General features: G+C 51.1%; 21 protein-coding genes and 1 pseudogene. 11 read left to right on the top strand and 11 right to left on the bottom strand.

Annotated elements, in window-relative coordinates:
• Positions 1 to 110: 110 nt before the first annotated feature.
• The 5 genes from FE784_RS09910 to aepX all read right to left on the bottom strand — a co-directional run bounded on the left by FE784_RS09910 (position 111) and on the right by aepX (position 5,191).
• On the bottom strand, positions 111 to 1,022 hold the full coding sequence (locus FE784_RS09910) for a phosphotransferase family protein (RefSeq protein ID WP_139602029.1): 912 nt from the start codon (positions 1,020 to 1,022) through the stop codon (positions 111 to 113).
• 39 nt (positions 1,023 to 1,061) lie between these two features.
• On the bottom strand, positions 1,062 to 1,559 hold the full coding sequence (locus FE784_RS09905) for a DUF4214 domain-containing protein (protein WP_176706096.1): 498 nt from the start codon (positions 1,557 to 1,559) through the stop codon (positions 1,062 to 1,064).
• Between the two features lie 457 nt (positions 1,560 to 2,016).
• Positions 2,017 to 3,132, bottom strand: a complete 1,116-nt coding sequence (locus FE784_RS09900; RefSeq protein WP_139602027.1) for a 2-aminoethylphosphonate aminotransferase — start codon at positions 3,130 to 3,132, stop codon at positions 2,017 to 2,019.
• Between the two features lie 17 nt (positions 3,133 to 3,149).
• A complete protein-coding gene (gene aepY / locus FE784_RS09895; RefSeq protein WP_139602056.1) occupies positions 3,150 to 4,292 on the bottom strand; it encodes a phosphonopyruvate decarboxylase in 1,143 nt (380 codons plus the stop codon).
• Positions 4,293 to 4,306: 14 nt separating this feature from the next.
• Positions 4,307 to 5,191 (bottom strand): phosphoenolpyruvate mutase, encoded by an 885-nt coding sequence (gene aepX / locus FE784_RS09890; protein ID WP_139602026.1) that lies wholly within the window; start codon positions 5,189 to 5,191, stop codon positions 4,307 to 4,309.
• A gap of 606 nt (positions 5,192 to 5,797) precedes the next feature.
• Between aepX and FE784_RS09885 the strand changes: the two genes are divergently transcribed.
• Positions 5,798 to 7,318, top strand: a complete 1,521-nt coding sequence (locus FE784_RS09885; protein WP_139602025.1) for a class I adenylate-forming enzyme family protein — start codon at positions 5,798 to 5,800, stop codon at positions 7,316 to 7,318.
• A gap of 28 nt (positions 7,319 to 7,346) precedes the next feature.
• Positions 7,347 to 8,057, top strand: coding sequence for a tetratricopeptide repeat protein (locus FE784_RS09880; RefSeq protein WP_139602024.1), 711 nt, complete (start codon positions 7,347 to 7,349; stop codon positions 8,055 to 8,057).
• 352 nt (positions 8,058 to 8,409) lie between these two features.
• On the opposite strand, the gene FE784_RS09870 is transcribed toward FE784_RS09880, so the two are convergent.
• On the bottom strand, positions 8,410 to 8,679 hold the full coding sequence (locus FE784_RS09870) for a DeoR family transcriptional regulator (protein WP_246131972.1): 270 nt from the start codon (positions 8,677 to 8,679) through the stop codon (positions 8,410 to 8,412).
• 212 nt (positions 8,680 to 8,891) lie between these two features.
• Between FE784_RS09870 and FE784_RS09865 the strand changes: the two genes are divergently transcribed.
• The 5 genes from FE784_RS09865 (at position 8,892) to FE784_RS09845 (ending at position 14,259) form a co-directional block, all read left to right on the top strand.
• Complete coding sequence (locus tag FE784_RS09865) at positions 8,892 to 9,128, top strand: YiaA/YiaB family inner membrane protein (RefSeq protein WP_139602054.1); 237 nt, start codon at positions 8,892 to 8,894, stop codon at positions 9,126 to 9,128.
• Between the two features lie 231 nt (positions 9,129 to 9,359).
• On the top strand, positions 9,360 to 10,706 hold the full coding sequence (locus tag FE784_RS09860) for a phenylacetate--CoA ligase family protein (protein WP_139602022.1): 1,347 nt from the start codon (positions 9,360 to 9,362) through the stop codon (positions 10,704 to 10,706).
• A 31-nt stretch (positions 10,707 to 10,737) separates the two neighbouring features.
• Positions 10,738 to 12,543 (top strand): AMP-binding protein, encoded by a 1,806-nt coding sequence (locus tag FE784_RS09855; protein WP_139602021.1) that lies wholly within the window; start codon positions 10,738 to 10,740, stop codon positions 12,541 to 12,543.
• Entirely contained in the window at positions 12,540 to 13,619 is a 1,080-nt protein-coding gene (locus FE784_RS09850) for a bifunctional 3-deoxy-7-phosphoheptulonate synthase/chorismate mutase (protein WP_139602020.1), read from the top strand. Before FE784_RS09855 ends, FE784_RS09850 begins: the two co-directional genes overlap by 4 nt.
• 49 nt (positions 13,620 to 13,668) lie before the next feature.
• A complete protein-coding gene (locus tag FE784_RS09845) occupies positions 13,669 to 14,259 on the top strand; it encodes a 4-hydroxybenzoate synthetase (protein ID WP_246131970.1) in 591 nt (196 codons plus the stop codon).
• A gap of 183 nt (positions 14,260 to 14,442) precedes the next feature.
• On the opposite strand, the gene FE784_RS09840 is transcribed toward FE784_RS09845, so the two are convergent.
• The 5 genes from FE784_RS09840 to FE784_RS09820 form a co-directional block, all read right to left on the bottom strand.
• Positions 14,443 to 14,817, bottom strand: coding sequence for a hypothetical protein (locus tag FE784_RS09840; RefSeq protein ID WP_139602019.1), 375 nt, complete (start codon positions 14,815 to 14,817; stop codon positions 14,443 to 14,445).
• Positions 14,818 to 14,845: 28 nt separating this feature from the next.
• Positions 14,846 to 15,598, bottom strand: coding sequence for a tetratricopeptide repeat protein (locus tag FE784_RS09835; protein WP_246131969.1), 753 nt, complete (start codon positions 15,596 to 15,598; stop codon positions 14,846 to 14,848).
• Positions 15,595 to 15,834, bottom strand: a complete 240-nt coding sequence (locus tag FE784_RS09830; RefSeq protein ID WP_139602018.1) for a hypothetical protein — start codon at positions 15,832 to 15,834, stop codon at positions 15,595 to 15,597. Before FE784_RS09830 ends, FE784_RS09835 begins: the two co-directional genes overlap by 4 nt.
• Positions 15,835 to 15,871: 37 nt before the next feature.
• Positions 15,872 to 16,393, bottom strand: coding sequence for a hypothetical protein (locus tag FE784_RS09825; RefSeq protein WP_139602017.1), 522 nt, complete (start codon positions 16,391 to 16,393; stop codon positions 15,872 to 15,874).
• Positions 16,394 to 16,504: 111 nt separating this feature from the next.
• Positions 16,505 to 17,392: a hypothetical protein gene (locus tag FE784_RS09820; protein WP_139602016.1), complete on the bottom strand. Its 888-nt coding sequence runs from the start codon at positions 17,390 to 17,392 to the stop codon at positions 16,505 to 16,507.
• Positions 17,393 to 17,624: 232 nt separating this feature from the next.
• Here FE784_RS09820 and FE784_RS09815 point away from each other — a divergent pair, with 232 nt between their 5' ends.
• The 4 genes and pseudogenes from FE784_RS09815 to cysC all read left to right on the top strand — a co-directional run bounded on the left by FE784_RS09815 (position 17,625) and on the right by cysC (position 20,095).
• Complete coding sequence (locus FE784_RS09815) at positions 17,625 to 17,894, top strand: hypothetical protein (protein WP_139602015.1); 270 nt, start codon at positions 17,625 to 17,627, stop codon at positions 17,892 to 17,894.
• Between the two features lie 156 nt (positions 17,895 to 18,050).
• Complete coding sequence (locus FE784_RS09810) at positions 18,051 to 19,202, top strand: glycosyltransferase family 61 protein (protein WP_176706095.1); 1,152 nt, start codon at positions 18,051 to 18,053, stop codon at positions 19,200 to 19,202.
• A gap of 140 nt (positions 19,203 to 19,342) precedes the next feature.
• Positions 19,343 to 19,471 (top strand): annotated as a pseudogene (gene sat / locus FE784_RS09805) (sulfate adenylyltransferase); the annotation flags it as partial.
• A 3-nt stretch (positions 19,472 to 19,474) separates the two neighbouring features.
• Positions 19,475 to 20,095 (top strand): adenylyl-sulfate kinase, encoded by a 621-nt coding sequence (cysC, locus tag FE784_RS09800; RefSeq protein ID WP_139602013.1) that lies wholly within the window; start codon positions 19,475 to 19,477, stop codon positions 20,093 to 20,095.
• Positions 20,096 to 20,272 lie beyond the last annotated feature (177 nt).

The raw sequence follows: 20,272 nt of genomic DNA, 5'->3' as shown, positions 1-20,272 counted from the left end.
TCAAGGAAAGCGCGCGAAGGACCGATAACCCGAATAAATTCAATCGGAGCCGGTCGACACCACAGGAAACGGTTACGTACGCATTTGCTTGTCAGGCGCGCAACCGTTCCTTACTCGTCCAGCTCCCGCGCTTTACCTTTCAGCCATTCCAGCCGAAGCGCGAATTTGTCCCAATCTTTCCTCTGTACGGCGCGAACGAGAGAGCTGAACCGGATAATGTGCGCATAAAACCCGGTTACCCGTCGAAGAAACGTCCTGTCCGACGGGCCCTTGTAGTAATCGAGCACGGTACGGGTAAACGGTTCGCCGTAGGAAAGGCATATATCGTGATAATCGTAAGCGGGATCGCCCATCCGGAGCGAACCGAAATCAATGATCCCGGTCAGTTTGCCGGTAGCCGGATCATGGAAAATATGATCGTTTTTGAAATCCCCGTGAAGGAGGCAAGGCGTGAACCGGAAATGGTCGGAAGGATACAAAAATTCGTAAAACACGTGCATGATCCATAACCGCTCTCTCCGTTCGATCCTCGGAAATACGTATAGCTCCATAGCCCGGTAATAGGCGGACCAATTTTTCCTCCACTCGGACCGGAAACGGTTCGTATCGACGCGAGTCATCGAATCGCCGTCAAACGAATGCAGAGCGCTCAAAAATTCGGCAATTTGCTTAGCGGCGGTCTGCCGCTGCCGTTCATTCAAGCTCTCGAGCCGCTTCGCTCCGAGCGGTTCTCCCGGAATGATCGGGTAACCGACATAACACAGTTTGTCTTTCCGTCCGGAGGCGTACCGGAATTGCGGGATCGGCAGCGGCACATGCGTCCCCAGCTTGGGAAGCATGCGCTGCTCCAACCGGAGCGACGTAGTGTCCGACGTAAGCGGAAACCGGAAAACGAGACGATCTCCCACCACGATGACCAAGTTTTGCAGAGTGGAAGAAAAGACGCGATACTGTTCGCCGGAAAGCTCGGGGTGCCGCTCGCACAGGCGCGCGAACAGCGATTCCGCTTTCATCGTAGCCATCTTGACCGCCTCCGTTCGTTATGGCATTGCATCGTTGCGCTATTTGTAAAAACTGAGAATCAATTGATCCAGCGCCCGTCTGGCAAAAGAGTATTTGTCCAGCCCAAGCAAAGACTCGAATTCGGAAGACGAGACGAAGCGGGCGAAAACGGCCGATTTCGCCCGCCCCCTGTTCAGCGCATCGACGTAGCCTGCGTACGCGGGCTGATCGGGCTCCCGGCAGAGCAGCTCCCGATACAGGCAATGAACGAACGGCTCGTGCTTCATGGCGAATAGGCGGCGGATAGCGTGTGAGGCTTTGTCGTTTTTATCGTCCTGCCCCGCATTGGCGGAATGCGCAAACAAGCCGAGCGCTTCGTCGGTTTGCAAAATCTCGATCAGGACCCGGTGCTTGGACGTACCTCTCCCGAGCTGCCGGAGGCGGTGCGCCGTCCCTTCTTCATCCGGTTCCCGGTCCAATACGCGGCGGTACATTTCCGAGACGAAAGCCCGGTCTTCCAGTTGGGCGATTTTGTGCAGCTTGGCGGCTAGATTCAAGACAATCCCTCCGTTTGGGCAATAGTTCGCCATGATCATTCGTTTATTCAATTTTATGTTGCGGCACTCTCTTTCGAAACCGTCAATGGCGGAGGACAATCGATTAGGGCTGCCGATAAATTGTGCGAATATAGCAGTTCTCTTATCTTACATTCTGCCAATATCTACTGCCGTTCAAGGGTGAGTCCCCGTATATCCATTACTGTCACAGGGCGGGGGCCTTAGGATTTCTCCACCAGTTGCCTGTCAGCTACAAGGCGACTTGGCTCTTACCTGACCGGACTCGCACTGGCTAGTTGTGCCTAACTTGGCTAGGCGCTCATTAAATCGAGTAGGCCCATACCAATAGCATGGGCCTCTCATAATACATAATTCGGTGGTACATCCAACTGCGCCGATCGTTGCATGTACATGTATTTCCCTAATTTATTCGCTCCTCTTGCTATACACTGTCCGCCTATCCGCGAAAGTATCGGATTTCTTGAAGATAGCGCTCCAGCAATTCCAGAAAAGCTTCGATGTCTTTGTAAGTGATATCCCCGATATTCGCTATTCGAAACGTATTCAACTTGTTCAATTTGCCGGGGTAAATCGTAAAACCTTTGCCGTACAAATAATCATGCATTTCACGAAAGCTGTACGTATCGCAATCGGGCTCAAGGATGGAAGTAATGATTTTGGAATGATGATTCTCATCCACAAGATGTTTCAAGCCGAGCCGCGCAATCCCCCGGATTAATACTTCCCATGATCGGGTATACCTCGCATATCTTTCTTTCACCCCTTCTTCCTTTAATTCAACGATCGCTTGTTTCAATGCGTAAAAAGTTTGTACAGGCGGAGTAAAGCGCATTTGAAACGTTTCCGAAAAATGCTTGTATTGCGCATACAGGTCCAGATAATAACTCCTCGGCGGCTTATTCTTCATGCTGTCCAGCTTCCTGGTATCCGCTATGACGAACGATATTCCCGCCATTCCTTGCAAATTTTTGTTGGAGCTTGCGGCCAAATAGCTGATATTCATTTGTTTCATTTCAATGGGTATAGCCGCATAGGAGCTCATCGCATCCACGATCATATCGATCCGGTGCCGCCTGCATAGATCCCCGATAGATCGAATATCGTTTAAAAGACCGGTGGTTGTCTCGTGATGAACGACGGCAAGATGCGATATTTTTCGGGATGAATGCTCAATCAAAGCTTCTAGATCGGACAGATCGACAGGACTGTCGGAAGGACTTATAAATTCCGCGACATTCAGACGATATGTGTCCGCGATTTCGCACATCCGTTTCCCATACGCGCCGTTATTGATGATGACCACAACGTCCTGGTCGATAACGGAGCTTAGGATGGATTCAACCGCCGCAGTTCCGGAACCGCCGAACAAGACGGTCGTGTAGTGCGCAGGATCGCCGACCAATCCGGCCAGTTCAGCGGAGACGGACTTCATCAAATTGCCGAATTGTTCCTCTCGAGGGCAAATATCCGGTACTACCTGCGCGAATTTAACAGTATCGGTTGTTGTTGCGGGACCGGGATTCAGCAAAATCGTTCTCTTCACTGTTCGCATCTTACCACCCCTTTTCCCTACGGCAAATCGTTCCCCAGGAACAACTGCAAACGCTCTTTAATTTCATGAGGTTTTATTTGCGGGCGCCCGATTCCCTCCTTGTGGCCTTTGGAAATTTTCATATGGAGGAAAGTGAGCCCTTTTGTACGTTTCCATTCTTCCATTGCCGTTTTCAGCTCAGCCAGATTATGAACATATATCGACTTCACATAGCCGCAGGAAGCCGCCAGCTCCACGAATTGAACATTATGCGAAACCGTGCTTTGTCCCCCCGTCGAATCGTGAGCGTTGTTGTCCAGCAAAATATGCAGCATATTGTTCGGACTATACGTTCCGTTCGTAGCCAAACTTCCCATGCGCATAAGCAGGGAACCGTCGCCGTCAATAACAACGATATCCTTGTTGTTGTTTCGCTGAACGAGCGACAGTCCAAGTCCTAGAGAGCTGACGCACCCCATGGAGCCGACCATATAAAGATTGCCCGGGCTATCTTCGATTTCGTACAATTCCCGGCCCGTTATCCCTGTTGTGGCAAGCTGTACGGTATTGCCGTCTTTCATTGCATGAATGACCGTCAACGCTTCATACCGGGACGGCTTCTGATCCTCTTGCACCTTTACCGCTTTAAATTGGTTGCATCTTGTGGCAAGTTCCTTTTTTTGCAACGCCACTTGAGCGAACGTCCCGTCTCTGACCACAAAGAAAAACGGCTGATTGCGATCGATCCAGTTGCCGGCCTCGCTCAACTGCTGCAATGCTTCGTCCGTATCGCCGGACAAGTATTGCCATTTGACCTGCATGAGCTCCAGCAGTCGGGTTGTAATATGGCCGATTAACTCATGCTGCGGTTCGTCTCGCTTTCCCGGTTCGCCTCGAAGGCTGACAAACCCGAGTAGCGGAATCCGAAAAGGCCGGTTAAGCGACACGAGCGGCGAAACGGCATTTGTCAACCCCGAATTTTGCATCAGAACTACCGATTTTTGCCCTCCGATAAACGCCCCCGACGCAATGGCGACCGCATCTCCTTCGTTCGCTGCCGCCACATATTCGCATTCGTTAATGACATAATTGATTAAATGCTTTAAGCATGAGCACGGAACTCCGCTGTAAAATTGAAATTTTAATTTTTGTAATTGTTCTCCCAGCCGCTCGGTCTGAATCAAAATCGATCACCTCATTGTATTTTCGCCGACGGAAGATATTTCAGTTCCGCCTCTTGAAGCTCCTCGGCCCCTTGCAGCCTGAAAATTTCATCAACGGTCGCTACTTTGTTTTCCGCATGAATCAGACTTTGATCCATGAAAATTTGTTTCGAAATGTTCTGCATCGCGTCGAGAGATGCCCTTAAATTGTGGTTCGCCCAGATGACGACGCTGACCCCCAGTTCATGAAAACGATTTGTCGGAACCGAATAATATTTGGTAGGTACAATAACGACCGGGAGTCTTCCGTTCCATTCTTTCATAAACGCTTCGATCTCCGTTACGTCCGATCTTTTACTATGAATGAGGATCGCGTCGGCGCCGGCCTCGTAGTACGCTTCCGAGCGTCGCAGCGCCTCTTGCAGACCCCACCCCGTAATAAATGCTTCCACTCTCGCTATGACGGAAAAGTCGTCGTCTTGTTGAGCGTCCTTCATCGCTTTAATCTTTCCGGAAAACTCATCGATATCGGCAAGAGGCTGGGCGCTGCCGTTAATAAAGGAATTCGTTTTCGGAAACAACTTGTCTTCTATGCAAACGCCCGCAATATGTCGTTGTTCCAGTTTTTTAACCAATCGCCTTGCATTGTTGAAGTTCCCGTATCCCGTATCGCCATCAAGCAAAATCGGGATGGAAGTCGCATCGCTCATAAATTCCAAAACATCTAAAACCTGTGTCCAAGAAGCTTCGTTGTTGTCCCTGACACCCATCGATGCGGATATGGTTAACCCGCTGGCCCAAATTCCTTTAAATCCTGTCTCCTCCACGACTTTGGCCGACAGACCGTTATGAGCTTCCATCAAAAACTCCAAGTTTTGCGTTCCTATCAAATGTTTTAACATCGAAGTTTTTTTCACGTGCAGTCTCCTTTCGTTCATAGTCAAAGTCAATCTATTCTCAGTTGCAGGAAACGTACGGGCATAACGTTTGATTTGTTAGATTATCGCAAAATCGGGTAGGAGGCTACCAATTAGCTGAGTAGCCCATCTCCCGCACCACCTACGTACGTTCGGTATATGGCGGTTCACTAGATCACGCAGTTACTTGTCGATAATAATCTGAGAAGAAGAGGAAATCTAATCCTTTGAGGGCATTATTGCGTGGGGATGAAACTATTCGTCCATAATGCCAACTGTCGCCTAAATTCTTTTGTTTCGGCGATAATGACCCAATCCAAAACGAATAAACTCCCATAGCTTGTATAGGGGATAACGATGAGTCTAGGCGATGTAGTCCCGGATCAATCAAACATACCCATGATCGCGGTCATTGGGCTTTGGCGTCGTAGGTCTGCCGTTAGCGATACTCCTCGTGAATAACGGCTTTAAAGTAATAGGAATAAGCGACAGTCCGGATATTGACGGCAATGAACTGTAACATTTGGTTTCTACGGGCCGTCTAGCGGCCTCCGATGACGGGTTGAGTCCTCCAAAACCGTACTGTGATGAAAAGGAGGTCGTGCTATGTATGAAGTTTCAAACTCGATTGCCCGATGGGCCTCCAAAAGTCCGGAACGCGCTGCGGTTATCGATGAGCATGCGACGCTCTCGTACGTCGTATTGAACGAACGCGCCAACCATTGGGTCGGCGCCTTGCACGCGGCGGGCTTTACCTCGGGCGCAGGCGTGATTGTGCTGTTGCCGAATCGGGTCGAATTTATTGAAGTGCTTGTCGCGATGTTCCGGGCGGATGTCGTGCCGTTCTTCATGAATACCAATATCGCCTATTATAAGGCGGAAGATATTCTCAACTTGGTCGCTGCGACCCATGCCGGATTATTGATTACGACTCGTGTTTTTGCGGACAAAATGGCGTTCGGTGAGGATGAGGTTCCATTCCAAGTTTGGTGTGTGGATGACCTCGACCTTTCCGGGCAACCGATCGGTGAAATCTCCTCACCCCGTCATGGAACCGACATTGTCTTGTTTACGTCAGGGACGACCGGGAGTCCCAAAGGCATTGTCATGCCGAAATCGGCCTTTGATTTAGGGTTGCAGCCAAACGGCCACATAATGAAACCGAAGCTGCATTTGCTGGTAAAGCCGCTGGCATCCCGCGGAAGTATGACCACGACGTGCAACATTCTTCAAGAAGGCAATACCGTCGTATTGAGCAGGCAATCAAAGCCCGACGCATGGTTGAATCTTATGGAACGGCATGACATCTCATTCGTGAAACTGGGACCGAGCGAGCTCATGAGATGGTTGGATCATCTGGAGCGGATTCGGAGCGAGTTTCCGCCTTCCGTGAATCATATCATGTCCAACGGAGAGCCGCTGACTAACGCCTTGAAATCGAGAATAAAGAAGCTGCTGCCTCACATGCGGGTAACCGATCTGTACGGTACAAGCGAGGTTGGAGCGATCACGATGATCGATGATAATGAATGGGCCGCCAAGGATGGATCCTGCGGCCGGCCTATTTTTTTTGTTTCCGTGAAGCTTGTAGACGAGCAAAATCAGGAATTGCCTGCCGGAGAGATCGGGGAAATATGGGTCAAGACTCGCTATCGAATGAGGGAGTATTATCAGGATCCTGCGGCGACAAGCGTGACATGTGAAGGTGATTATGTCAAAACCGGGGATTTGGGCTTTCTCGATGAGCAAGGATATTTGTATCTGCGCGGCAGAAAACACGATGTGATCAAATGGGGCGGATTTCGAATCTTCCCAGCGGAAGTAGAGGATGTGTTGCGGGAAGTGAGCGGTATCGAGGATGCGGTCGTCATTGGAAACCATCGTCCGGAACGCATGCAAGAACCGGTCGCTTTTATTAGACTCCGCGAACAAGAGCCTATGACGACGGAGTCGGAAGCGAAGAAGAAGCGTGAGATTCTTGCGTACTGCGAAAGACGTCTGGCTCGCTATCAAGTTCCTGCAGAGGTTTGGTTTGTAAAGGAAATTCCGCTGAATGCCGCAGGAAAGGCCGACCGCCGTGAATTGGCGCAAAGAACCGTGACCCTGCAGCAAAAGGATGGACATTGAGCCGATATCGATGAGGGGAGAGTCACGAATGGCCGACAACCATAAGGAAAGGGAACAGAAATTTCGCGCATTGTTGAAACGGATAAAGAAATCGCCGCTATATCGAGATAAATTGACCGGCGTTGACTCAGTAAATGTTGCGCTGGACCGCGGCGAGCTTGTGGGAAACGTCATTTCGAAGAAGCCGGTCTATATCAATACGATTGCAACCGGCGGTTCCGGAGCGCCCGACACAGACCCGTTTCGGGATTTGCTTCTCCGGGGACGACACAAGTTAGCCGAAAGCCATTACCAGGAAGCGCGGGAATTGTTGGAGAAAGCAGTCGCCGATCGTCCTGACAGTGCGGAAGCGCACGCTTGGCTCGCTGCTGCGTATGGCCGTTTAATCGAAGCGGGCACCATGCTCGAGAAAATAAAGTTGCTTTCGTACCTGGAGAAGGAAATCGCGACAGCACTTGAGCTCGATCCCGCGCTGCCATTCGCAAGAAGAATGAATGGAGCAAGGCTGCTGAATACGCCGGATACGCTGGGAGGAGATTCTGCGGCGGCGGCGAAGGAATTTCTTTATTGTATCGAAAATGGAATGGACGAAGCCGAAATCTGGGCATCTCTGTGTGAATGCTATATCAAAATGGGAGATCGGGGCAAGGCGGTTCAAGCCCTGAAGGAAGCATTGATTCGTGAGCCGGGGGATCAAAAGGTCAATGATTTATTGCAACATCTATTCGATGGAAGTTAGCGCGCCTTGAACGGATGAAGAGGAGAAGGCCCTAAACCGTAAGCCGGTTTAGGCCTTCCTTGTTCGGAGTTTTTAGCCTTGTTGGCTTTGAAGGATGTTTCTCTGACTTCTCCGAATGTCGTCGTGTGCGCTTCTCTTGGGCCGGAATCCGAAGCTGTTCTCCGAGAACTGCTTCTCGTAGATCGGCGTGAGAACTTGGGCTATGGCCTGCTGGATGACTCGGTCCGCCACCGGTATGCCCAGATTCCTCTTCTTCCCGTTCTCTTGGAGATATTGCCTGAGTTCATCTACTCCTATCTCGTCGATTCCGTGAGAGATCCTTTGTTTGCTTTGACTCGTTTGAACGCTTCGTTCATGTTGTCATGCTCATGAAAAACAGATCGGGATGAAACCGCTCGGCAAACTGTTCCGCCAAATCGCCGATGATGCTATGCTCGGCGTTGCGAATGACGCCACCGATCAAAACAACGGTATAATGCGGCATCGGGGACAACATACTCGCAAACTCGAGGTCGCGGCGGATCATCTCGAACGACACGCCGAACAAGTCCATCAGCTCCGACGCTTTGATCGATTGCTCCTTATTCAGCTTTTGAATGATCGTCTGATGCCTTTGCTGCACGAACAATCAATCCGCCTCCTTCCAAACGTGCTTATATTCAGGTTCAAAGTGTACCATATCCCCGGGTACTACGAAAAGTTAGTACTATTCGCAGCATCGCATGAGCTTCTATAGGATCAGGTACTAGGATGTAGCGCTAAAAACAGCACGGCGTATGACCTTCCACGACAGGCGCGAGCGATCCAATCCTTATAAAAGAGGTGCTAGACATGATAATGAGAAGAAATACGGCGGCATTTTCGTTTATGGCTTGGACTTCGTTCGCTAGTGCGTTTCTGGCTATGTTCATCGGCATCTACACGCTTGAGGAGCCTCTATCGGAAAAAGGCTATTACGCCGTCGCCGCGCTTTATCTCACGATATCCGCGTTCGTCCTGCAGAAAACGATCCGGGACAACCAGGAAGACGACGAGCTGTACGGCCCGCGCAATAGCGATGCACAAGAATAGATTCGCCCGTATAGCGGCGGAGCAGACCAATCGCCAGGCTATATCGGGCATGCATGTTTATACCAATTTTGTTCCTAGTAGGCCTCTGTTGATTGTTAACCGTTCTGAAATCCATTACCATTGCGTTGAGTAAGAAAACTTATAGCAGCCGAGTGCCGTTTGGCGCTCGGCAAAGCGGATTCCGGGGTCCGCAGCAGCCACAGTTTTCGTCACATGAACAGGAGGGCGCGCATGAAAACCCAATCGCATAAAATGACGGTCTCGGTCGATGAACATACGTCTCATTTGGAACAGCTGAAATCTTTTTTCAGCCAGTTGGACGATGAAGGTGTAACGATTGAAAAGCTGCCGCGCGAAAGACGCGAACAATACCAGTTGAAGGCTATCAATTTGACTCTGCAGCACGTTTGGCACCATAACGAGTATTACCGGGCCAAAATGGAAGAAGCCGGCTTCAAGCAGCCGGAAATCGATAGTTTGGAGCAGCTGCCTTCCGTGCCGCTCTTGAAAAAAGACGTCATTCGCGGAGATAAGATGAAGCTGTTATGCGTCGAGCCGAAGGAGATCGGCCAAGTTCACCTGACCAGCGGCACTTCCGGAAAACCGATCTATACGTCTTACACGCTGGCCGATCAATACGTGTACGATTTGCTCCCCAAATATTTGGAGCTGTTCCAGGAGTCGGACAGCGATATCGCCGCCATCGCGCTTCCGTACGAATTCGCGCTTCCCGGCCTCGGATTTCAGCGATTGTTTCAATTTGCATTCGGAACCGCCACTCTTTCCCTCGGCAAGGGCGGATATATGGCCCCCGTAGACAAGTCGCTGGAGCTGATGAAGGAGTTTCAAGCGACCGTGCTTGTCACTACGCCTTCTTACGCGGCGCTGCTGGCGGAAGAAAGCGAACGGTTCGGCATTCGGCCGGGGGTAGATATCCGTTTGCGCAGAATCGTGCTGACCGGGGAAGGATGCTCCTACACGTTCCGCGAACGGCTGGAGAAATGGTGGGGCTGCGAAGTGACGTTCTTCTACGGTTCGACCGAATGCGGCGTAGTAGCGGTAGAATGCAAGGAACATAAAGGCTACCACATTATGGAAGGCCATGTCAAAACGGAAATCGTCGATCCCGCCACGGGCGCCCCTCTCGGGTACGGCAAAACCGGCGAGATCGTCGTCACTACGCTGCTGCGCGAAGGCATGCCGATGGTGCGTTACCGCAGCGGGGATATCGGCTATTTGCACAAATCGAAATGCGCTTGCGGCATTACGATGGATGTCCTGCATCTCAGAGGCAGAATGGAGACGATGCTGCCTTTGAACGGCGTCGACTACCCCCCGTTCCTGCTGGAAAACTTCCTGCTGGAAATTCCGGAAGTAAGCATGTGGTATCATTTCATCCTCGAGAAAGGCCGCTTGACAATCGAAGTAGAGCCGTTTCGCACCGCGCTTGCCGATGAACAACTGGCTAAGAAAGTTCGCGCTTATATGCAGGAGCGCGTCGGGATCGAGTGCGATGTCATCATCAAGTCACGTTTGCCTCGCACGTTCGGCAAAGCCGTCAGAGTCTTTGTTCGATGAAAGAAGGATCGAGTCGAGGAGGAGCGTTTTCATGTCCTACAAAAAGGAGCAGGAGCGGAATATCAGGGATTTGTTGGCTCGAATAACGAGATCGCCTATCTATAAACAAAAGTTAGCGGATTATAACCTTGCAGAGGCCAGTCTCGAACAAATCCTTTCAACGCTGCCGCTCACCACGAAATCGGATTTGCGGAAGGCAGGCGCCTTCGGCCATCTTGCCGTCGAAATGAAAGATGTGGCGCAATACCACGAATCATTCGGGACAACCGGGGAGCCGTCCGCTTCTTGGTTTACGAAGGACGATCTGGAAACCGGCGGCAAACAAATGGGAGAATGCGGCGTTCGCTTGAACGAGGAAGATATCGTGCTGATCCGGTTTCCGTATGCGATGTCGGTTCCCGCGTTCTTGATGCAGCATGCCGCACGTCAAGCCGGCTCTGTCGTCGTACCCGCCAGCGGACGCAATCTCGTAACGCCCTATCCGAGAGTACTCGAGCTGATGCAGCGCACTCGCGTTACGGTTATTGCCGGGCATCCGCGCGAGATGGAATTGCTCGCGGAAGCGGCGCGGCTGCTCGGTTTCAATGCGAAAGCGCATTTTCCCGCCCTGCGGGCCATTTGTGCGGCGGGCGAAGTGATGGGCGAGCTTCGCAGGAAACATATCGAGAGACTATGGGGCGTTCCGGTATTCGATTTGTACGGCTCTACCGAAACCGCCAATATCGCGGCGATGTGCGAGCATGGAGTTATGCATATTGCGGAGCAAGACTTTTTCGTCGAGGTGTTCAAGGAAGACGGCTCCGGTTATGCCGCGCCGGGCGAGAGAGGGTTCGCCGCGATCACGACGCTGTCGCACCAAGCTTCGCCGCTGCTGAGGTATTTCAATGAAGACGTAATCGCTGTCGAGCCGGCTTCTTGCGCTTGCGGCCGTGCCGGAAACAAGCTCATCCATTACGGCCGGCTAAAAGACAGAATCCGAATCGGTACGGTTGTGTTGGACGGCAAGGACGTTCAGGAAGCCGTATACGCCTTATCTCCCGCACCCGATGCTTGGAAAGCGATCGAACAAGAGAGCGGATTGCATTTCATTCTCGATTCGCACCGCAGCACCGAGTGGTCGGAGGAAGAGGTCCGAACGCGGTTGTCGGAAGCGTTACAGGTGCCGGTCATCGTGGAAATCGCGGCTGACGGCGCGTTGCTTAACCGGGAGGAGCTCATGCAAAATGCACCCGCGAAGAAACCGGTCTATATTCACAGCCGGGAAATCGGCGCCTCCGAGGCGGGCAAATCCATATTGCTGAAAGACTTGCTGACGCGCGGAATTCACAAGATTAGAAACGGCAAGTACGAGCAGTCGCGGGAATTGTTCGAAGAGGCGGCGGCGCTGGATCCTTGCAGCGCGGAAGCGCATGCTTGGCTGGCTGCGGCTTTGGGACGTCTGATCGAAAACGGTTGGAGCATGACCGAAAAAATCAAACTCCTTCCGATGCTGAAAAGAGAAATCGAGGCCGCTTTCGAAATCGATCCGACACTACCGCTTGCCAGAAGAATTAATGGTGCCAGACTGTTAAATACGCCGGGGATGCTCGGAGGAGATCCTGCAGCGGCTTTGGATGAATTCCTGTACTGTATCGACAAAGGAACGGACGATGCCGAGGCATGGGTATCGCTCGCCGAATGCTATATGAAAACGGATCAGATTGAAAAAGCGATCGGTACGCTTGAGAAGGTGCTCACTCGCGAGCCGCAAAATAAAAGAGCGGCGCAATTGATGCAGCAAGCAAATAACAAGGTAATAGGTGGAGCGAGTGAAGGAAAAGGGGGGAAGCGCGCGTGAATGAGCATGTGGAACAGCTGCAAAATCAATTGGATGCCGTCGATCAACAACTGCTGGTGCTCCTCTATGAACGAGTGCGTATTGCCGGGGCTATCGGCCAATTGATGGAATCCCTCGGCTTGCCCAAATACGATCCGTCGCAGGAGAAGCAGAAGATTGACGGGCTGGCGAAGCGAAATCCCGGGCCTGTCGACCATGCGGCATTGGAACAGTTGTTTAAAGCCATATTCGCGCTCTCCCAAGACCGGCAGCAGGCCGGAGGGCAGCGCAAACTGCTCGTAAGCCGCCAAACGAAAAGCGAGGATACGATCATCCGCGTGAAGGATGCCATAATCGGCGGAAGCGCGCACGTCCTGATTGCCGGTCCTTGCTCCGTCGAGTCCCTGGAACAGATGAGAGCAGTGGCTGCGGCGATGAAAAGCGTCGGCGCGGGCATCTTGCGCGGGGGCGCGTTCAAGCCGAGAACGTCGCCGTATGACTTTCAGGGACTTGGCTTGGAGGGTTTGAAAATGTTGAAGGAAGTGGCGGACGAATTCGATATGGTTACGATCAGCGAAATCATGACCCCGTCCCAGATGGAGGCCGCAGCCCAGTATATCGATATTATCCAGATCGGTGCCCGGAACATGCAAAACTTCGATTTGTTAAAGGCGGCCGGACAGACGAACATGCCTGTGCTGCTCAAGCGCGGCATCGCCGCTACCCTCGACGAGTTCGTTCTGGCGGCGGAATACATCATGTCCGAAGGAAACGAACAAGTGATGCTGATCGAACGCGGTATTCGCACTTATGAGAAATGGACCCGCAATACGCTCGATATATCCGCAGTTCCGCTCTTAAAGCAGGAAACCCATTTGCCCGTACTCGTTGACGTGAGCCACTCGACCGGCCGCAAAGACATTTTGCTGCCTTGCGCGAAAGCGGCGCTCGCCGCCGGCGCGGATGGCGTCATGGTCGAAACGCATCCGGATCCGCAGGCTGCGCTCTCCGATGCCGCTCAGCAAATCAATATCGACCAGTTCTACGCGTTCTGGAGCGGTCTGTACGGGTCCGGCTTGTATAGAGGCAAGATGTAGCGGAGAGATCATGCTGCTTCCCGAACGGTAATGGAGGGGAGGGGTGTTCATGACGGGGGCAAAGTTTAAGGGCATGGATGCGCACCATGAGAGAACGGTAGTCGATTTTTTGGAGAAGCTGTTGTTCGAACTATTGTTAAGGACCGACGGGAGGACGACTGATACGCTCGAAACGCTGATGGACGATAAAATGTCGGTCCGCGTTATTGCGCAGGAGCAGATCGAGGATGGGGATCTCGAAAAGTCCGGTGAAATCTCCGGAGCTCCTTATTACAGAAGAGAATCGATCCTGATCAGCGAGAAAAACAATATCGTTGTATCGCACAATATTGCGCTCGTCTGCTCGAAATATGTGCCTGCTCCGATGTTCGAGGCGCTGGCCGCCAAGCAGGAGGGAATTGGCAAGACGATCAGCAAGCTCGGTTTGCAAACTTCGCGCAAGCTGACCGGTTACGGCTGGAGAAGCGAACCGGAGTCGGTCGATTTGTTTCATAATCCGTTCAAGCTGCATTTTTCTCGGGCAAACGCGATGGTGCCATACAAACAGTACCGCATTTATTTCGATACCGTTCCAGGGATACACATGATTGAATATTTCAATCCGCAAATGATCCGTCACCGGTTGAATCCATATAGTTGAGCTGCCGATAATCGAATGGCGGCACATGGATACCTGCGCTTGAATGCGGCGCAGGTATTTTTGTCGGAAAGGCGCCGTTATGAAAATCGTCAGCCGGCTATCGAATATAACGCGAAAAGACCCTAAGCTTATCGGCTTAGGGTCTTTTCGCGCTTGCCGCATGAATCATGTCTTGGAATCGGACTACTTGGACGTATCGTCATGCGGGCCGGCTCCGTTAGAGAGATCGATTTCCGCCGACATCAGTTCGTTATTTATCGAATCGGACGATTTGGATGACTTGGAAGGCGTAGACGAATCTTCCTGTGAGCTGACTCCTTTAACAAGATCGACTCCCGCGGTCATCATTTGCTGACCTGTCTGAGCAAGGCCGGCTTTCACAGCATCGATGACTTTTCCGAGTATAACGTCGGAAGGCTGATTTTGCTTGGAAGCAGCTTCCAAAATTTGTTGGGCTGTTATTTCGGCTCCGCCTCTAGCTGCAACCACGAACTTTTCGGCGAAACCATTGGACTCTTTCTTTACCGTTTTAATCAACGTTTTCAAAAATTTGGACATGCATTCACCTCCCTTCAGGGCCTATTCCTCAGTGCTTGCGCTTGCGGCGTCTGCGTTCCTTTTTCTTGCGTTTTTTACGGGCTTTCTTCTCCTCGTGCTTGACCCATTTCAGGAGCGCCTTCCCGGTGGCGAGAGCAATGACTCCCATGAAGTCGGACATTCCGAGGCCGTCGGATTGTACCTCTTCAACCGCCGGTCTGCCTGCTACGGATTGAAGCTTTTGTTTGGCGGTTTGTCCGTATTCGGGATCGTTCTCCAACTTTCTCCAGCAGTTGGCCGCGTCCTGGTTCCGTCCGATCCGGTAGTACGCCTCGCCGAGCTCGTAGACCAGCTTCGAATCTCCTTCCGTTAAAGCGCCATTCTCGCGCATACTGTGATCGATGAGGAATTTATAGTCTTCTATCGCCGTAGCCGTCCGGTGGAAATGTTTCTCCGGCACCGCGTAAGCTACCTTCCCGCGAAGCAAACGAATTTTGGGGTTATTCGGATCGGCGGCGACCGCTTCGTCGAGCAGTTTCAGTCCGCGGTTCGAATATTTCAACCTTTCGAACGTCTTCGTGCTGTACCGTGCGATTAAATTCATTACCGCGCCATGGTAGGCGTCTGCAAGCGGGTGCCCCGGATGGTCATGGCGCAGCTGTTCCAACAGCCGGTATGCTTCCTGGATGGCTGATATATTGCCTCCGTTGCCTTCCTTATGCAGCTCGATCGCCTTGTCAAGCTTCTCTTGGAATGTGCTGTCGGTTGCAACTGCGGCGTTCTTTATGGATAGACTCGTCAATGTATTTCTTCCTTTCTCTCTTTATTTTTTGCCGCTCCGCAGGAAATGTGCACGACGGAACGATCCGGTATCAATTTCGATTCCGTTTCCTCCTGCGAAAGCATTATCGTCTTTCCGCTATTGAACAGCTTGAGGATCGCCAGATAGATTCCCATGACCGATATGACAAGGATAAATGTGGCTGCAAAATAACCAAGAATAAGCAGCGCTTTATCAAGCTTATTTCTCCTACTCATCGAGCATCCTGCCCCTCTTTCACCTCTTTTTATTTCATCATTTTTTTCTTTCGAATTTGGCGAGACGCTTCAAGGCGGCAGCCGCTTCGGTCGGTTTCCCCGCGGTTTGGTAGGCTTTGACCAGATTCCGCAATATTTCAATAACTTGCTTTTTGGACAGATAATCGGAATCTTCCTGATAGCGGTCCAGCAAATAAGTGAAGTCCTTGATCGCCGTATTCGAGCTTTGAAAATAAACTTCCGGCAGCCTTACGCAAACGTTCGCGCGCAGCATTCGGATTCTTTTCTGGTTCGGATCCATAGAAACGGCCCGATCGAGCGCATCCAGCCCGTTTTGCGCTTTCTCCGCTTTATCCAAAGGCTGAACCGCATCCCGCGCGAGCAGAGTCAGGCTGCTGCCGTAATAGGCTTCGATAAGGGCGTCGCGGGGGTCGGCGGCACGAAGTTTATTGAACTTTTCGTATGCCGCTTTCACCGCTCTCTTATCTCCGTCAATTCCCTTTTTAAAGAGCTTTTTGGCTTCCTCGAACTGTGTCGAATGCGCCGTATCTTTTGACATGAGCATCAACCTCCTGATACATAACGCCATGTAACAATTTATGCTGAACAAGCGTGCCCGTGTTAGGTGAATATATCAATCAAGCTGACAAGTGCAAGTGTCTATTTGCGTTCAAACCATAACAATCTGGTATACTTGCTGCTCCGGAAGCGGTACAAAGCGGGATATTTTGAATTCGGGATTGTATACATAGATTCCGCCGTCCAAACAGCAGTTTGAAAACTGATGAGGTATCCGCAGAACATGCCTCATCCTGCTCTGGCCGAAAAATATCGTATTGTCCGTTAGGGCAAGTCCGCGCGTGAAGCCCGCCGCTTGTATCGCCGTCTGCTTCCCGACAATGACACGAAACGACATGGAGTCGCAATAAGCCAATTGGTTTTTATGCATCATAACGGTATGCGGCATGTGCAATTCCCCGACAACGACATGATCCGACGGATTAACGTCGAGATTGCCGTCCGGGGCGAACCGGGTCAGGTCGATCGCGCCAATCGCACCCGTTCTTTTTAGCGGGTCTTTATACCATTCGTCAAAGGGAGAAAACATCGAAACGTACAAGGTGCTCTCTTCCAACCAGATGTCGTTGATATGATGCATATCTTTGTTATCCGGATGGAATCGAATTTCCCCGATCCGCGTGAACGTGTCGACCTCGTAGCAACCGATCGCGTCTATCGCCGTTTCCGCGATCAGAACGATTTTTTCGTTGAATTTCGCTACGCCGTGAAAGTCCAGTTTGCCTTGTTCCGATTTTGAAACCAATTGGAACCGCTCATCCAAAACAACAATCTGATTGGCGTCGGTTGCGACGATGAATCGATCGTTGACCCGTGTTATACCCATACAACCGCCCGTATACAGCTTCTTCAAGCCATTATGTTTAAAATCAAGTAAATAGAGTCCCCCTTCATCCGGTTCATTGGACGGACAGCTAACCAGAAGCCGCGTATCGAGATGTCGAAAAACAGGATCCTTCTCCAGCCCGTGGAGCAGCATAAAAGCACCTCTCTTCAAAGTCCAACCGCTTCGTACTTGTTATGGTATGCATGTCTTCTATATGCGTATGGATGAATGCTTACTTTATAAAAAATGTACATTTCCTGCACGGAGAGAGCGGGGAAACTTATAATCTAAAAATGGTCGATTTATACTGCTGCATTTGTCCGAGTCATGGCTCGTATTTTTTGCATTTCATATAGAGAAATCGTAAAGGAGGGTCAATATAGAAGTGAATAAGGATGCCGGAAAGCAAGCTGAAGAAGAGCAAAAAGTACGGGAGAAAGCACAAGAAGAGCTGGAAAAAGAACAAGAGGAAGCGGAGAAAGAGTCAAGGAAAGCGGCTAAGGAAGAAAGAAAAAAGGCGGAAAAAGCGCAAGAAGAACTGGAAAAAGCACAAAAGAAAACGGATAAAGAGAAGAGGAAGACGGAAAAAGAAGCGAGGAAGAAAGCGGAAAAAGCACAAAAGGAACTGATAAAAGCCCAAGAGGAAGACGATTGAAGCACGCCATCCGCACAAATATCGCACCGGAAGCGGTTGCCTTTGCGGCAGCTGCTTTTTTCCATGCGCTTGGAATATCGAACCAAGCACATGTTCCAAAGGCCGGCTCGGACATTGAAATCCGGCCCGGGCATAACGCGGAAAGAGGGTGTCAGTATGAGAGAAGCCATTCCGGACGGCATATACGAATCGTTGTGGAGCTGGGTCGAGACATCCCGTTCGAGAAAGTACCCCGATCACGAGTTGCAAGGCGTACTGTACCCGGAGGAGACGGTTAGCCTCACGAAAGCGGCAGGACCCGATGCGCAGGATCATCCGAACTTCCGGTCCAAATCCGTTGGCATACCGAAAGCATTCGTCGGCGTATTGCCCGAAGGCCGTTATTGGGTGGCGGAAGACCGGACGATTGCGGTCATTGCCCCGGACAACAAGTTGATATGGGACGTATCGATGCAATATCATTTTCCGAATGCGGCCCATCCCGTTTTTCAGCATGCGGATTTGCCTCAAGCCGACTATACCGCCGAGACCGTCGCCGTTTTGAGTTACGCTTGGGAATCGAATTATTACCATTGGTTGGGCGATGTGTTGGCACGAATTCACTTGCTGGATCTAAGCGGCATCCCTATTGACAAATACTTGATCAACGGCAATGACTCCGCCGCATTCCAAACCGAAACGCTGTCCATGCTTGGCATACCCGGCCATAAAATCATGCAAAGCAGAAGAGGGATGCACTTGAAAGCAAAGAGGCTGGTTGTTCCCTCTCTGGAAATGCTTCAACTTTTGCCGCTTACTCCGCATTCCATGGCCAAGTGGGCGATTCAATATTTGCGCTCGGAACTGATGAACAGCGTGCATTCCCGTCTTATCGAGGGATATGAACGTATTTATGTCAGCCGCGGAGATGCCGCTCATCGCGTTGTGACGAATGAAGACCGCATCACGGAAATGGTCGAGTCCTGCGGCTTTAAAATCATCGTACCCGGACATATGCCGGTAGCCGACCAGATCCGAACGTTCGCTTCCGCCGATATCATTGTCGCACCGCACGGAGCCGGGTTGACCAATCTTATGTTTTGCCAATCCGGAACACGTGTGCTCGAGCTGTTCTCGCCTAATTATGTAAATCCGTTGTATTGGTACATGAGCAACATTGTCCAACTGGACTACTGCTATTTCATCGGTCAAGGCGAGCGTCAACAGATAAGCTCGGGTATTGGGGACATCGGGTATCGCATGGAACCGATAACGGTCGATCTTGAGGCTTTCTCGGGTATGTTGAAGCTGCTCGGAGTCCAGGAATAGCCGATCCCTCCGTCACGGTATGGCCTGTGCTGAAGAAGCCGGTGAAATCGACGAGTTGATCTCATCGGCTTCTTCGCATTGGTCAAATCGCCTATTAATGCGCCGCAGGGTTAACGGTCCAAGTATAGTTTCTTCGGGCGCATATGCATTTGTCGGGCACGAAAGTCCGCTCTTTGCTCAGGGACGGTATCTGTCCTCCTGCGGAATTCACGAGACCGGAGGTTGCGGAAATATTGTTGGAGGGTATGAAACATAGGGGGGAGGGATAGTGGTTGTCGGAACAACATATAACGTGGCACCCATCCCAAATCGGGAGAGAAGACCGCTGCCGGTTGAATAAACACAAGAGCTGCGTATTATGGTTAACCGGGTTGTCCGGTTCGGGGAAATCGACTTTGGCTTATGAAATCGAGAAGGAGTTATTCAACCTGAATTGCCGTTCTTACGTGCTCGATGGGGATAATATCCGTCACGGCTTGAACCGGAACCTCGGATTCAGTCCGGAAGACCGCAAAGAAAATAATCGCAGAATCGCGGAGACGGCGAAGCTATTTGTAGATGCGGGGATTGTAACCGTTACGGCGTTCATTTCGCCTTACCGCGCGGATCGCGATATGGCGCGATCGATATTCGGCAACGGAAATTTTATCGAGATTTATGTGAAATGTTCGCTGGGCGAATGCGAAAGGCGAGATCCGAAAGGGCTGTACAAAAAAGCGAAGGCCGGGGAAATTTTGGAGTTTACCGGCATTTCCGCTCCTTATGAGCCTCCGCTCCGACCGGAAATCATTATAGAATCGGACAGACAGCCGGTAAGCGAGTCGGTCGCGCAGATTCTGGACTTTTTATTATTCCACAACTATATATTCAAAGAAATTCCGGATCGGTCATGAACAAGAAGCCGGTGAAATCATCCAAATGATTACACCGGCTTCTCTTCTATAGGTCAAACGCCAATTTATGCATCGTAGGGTTAACGGTCCAAGTACGCCATCTTCGGGCGCATATACTTCATATATGTCGGAAAAGCCGCGAAACAAACGGTGTTTTCCAACCGATCAAGGTGGTGA

It is taken from the genome of Paenibacillus hemerocallicola, from assembly GCF_006265175.1.
GTDB lineage: Bacteria > Bacillota > Bacilli > Paenibacillales > NBRC-103111 > Paenibacillus_AB > Paenibacillus_AB hemerocallicola.
This window is presented reverse-complemented; position numbering and strand designations above follow the sequence as displayed.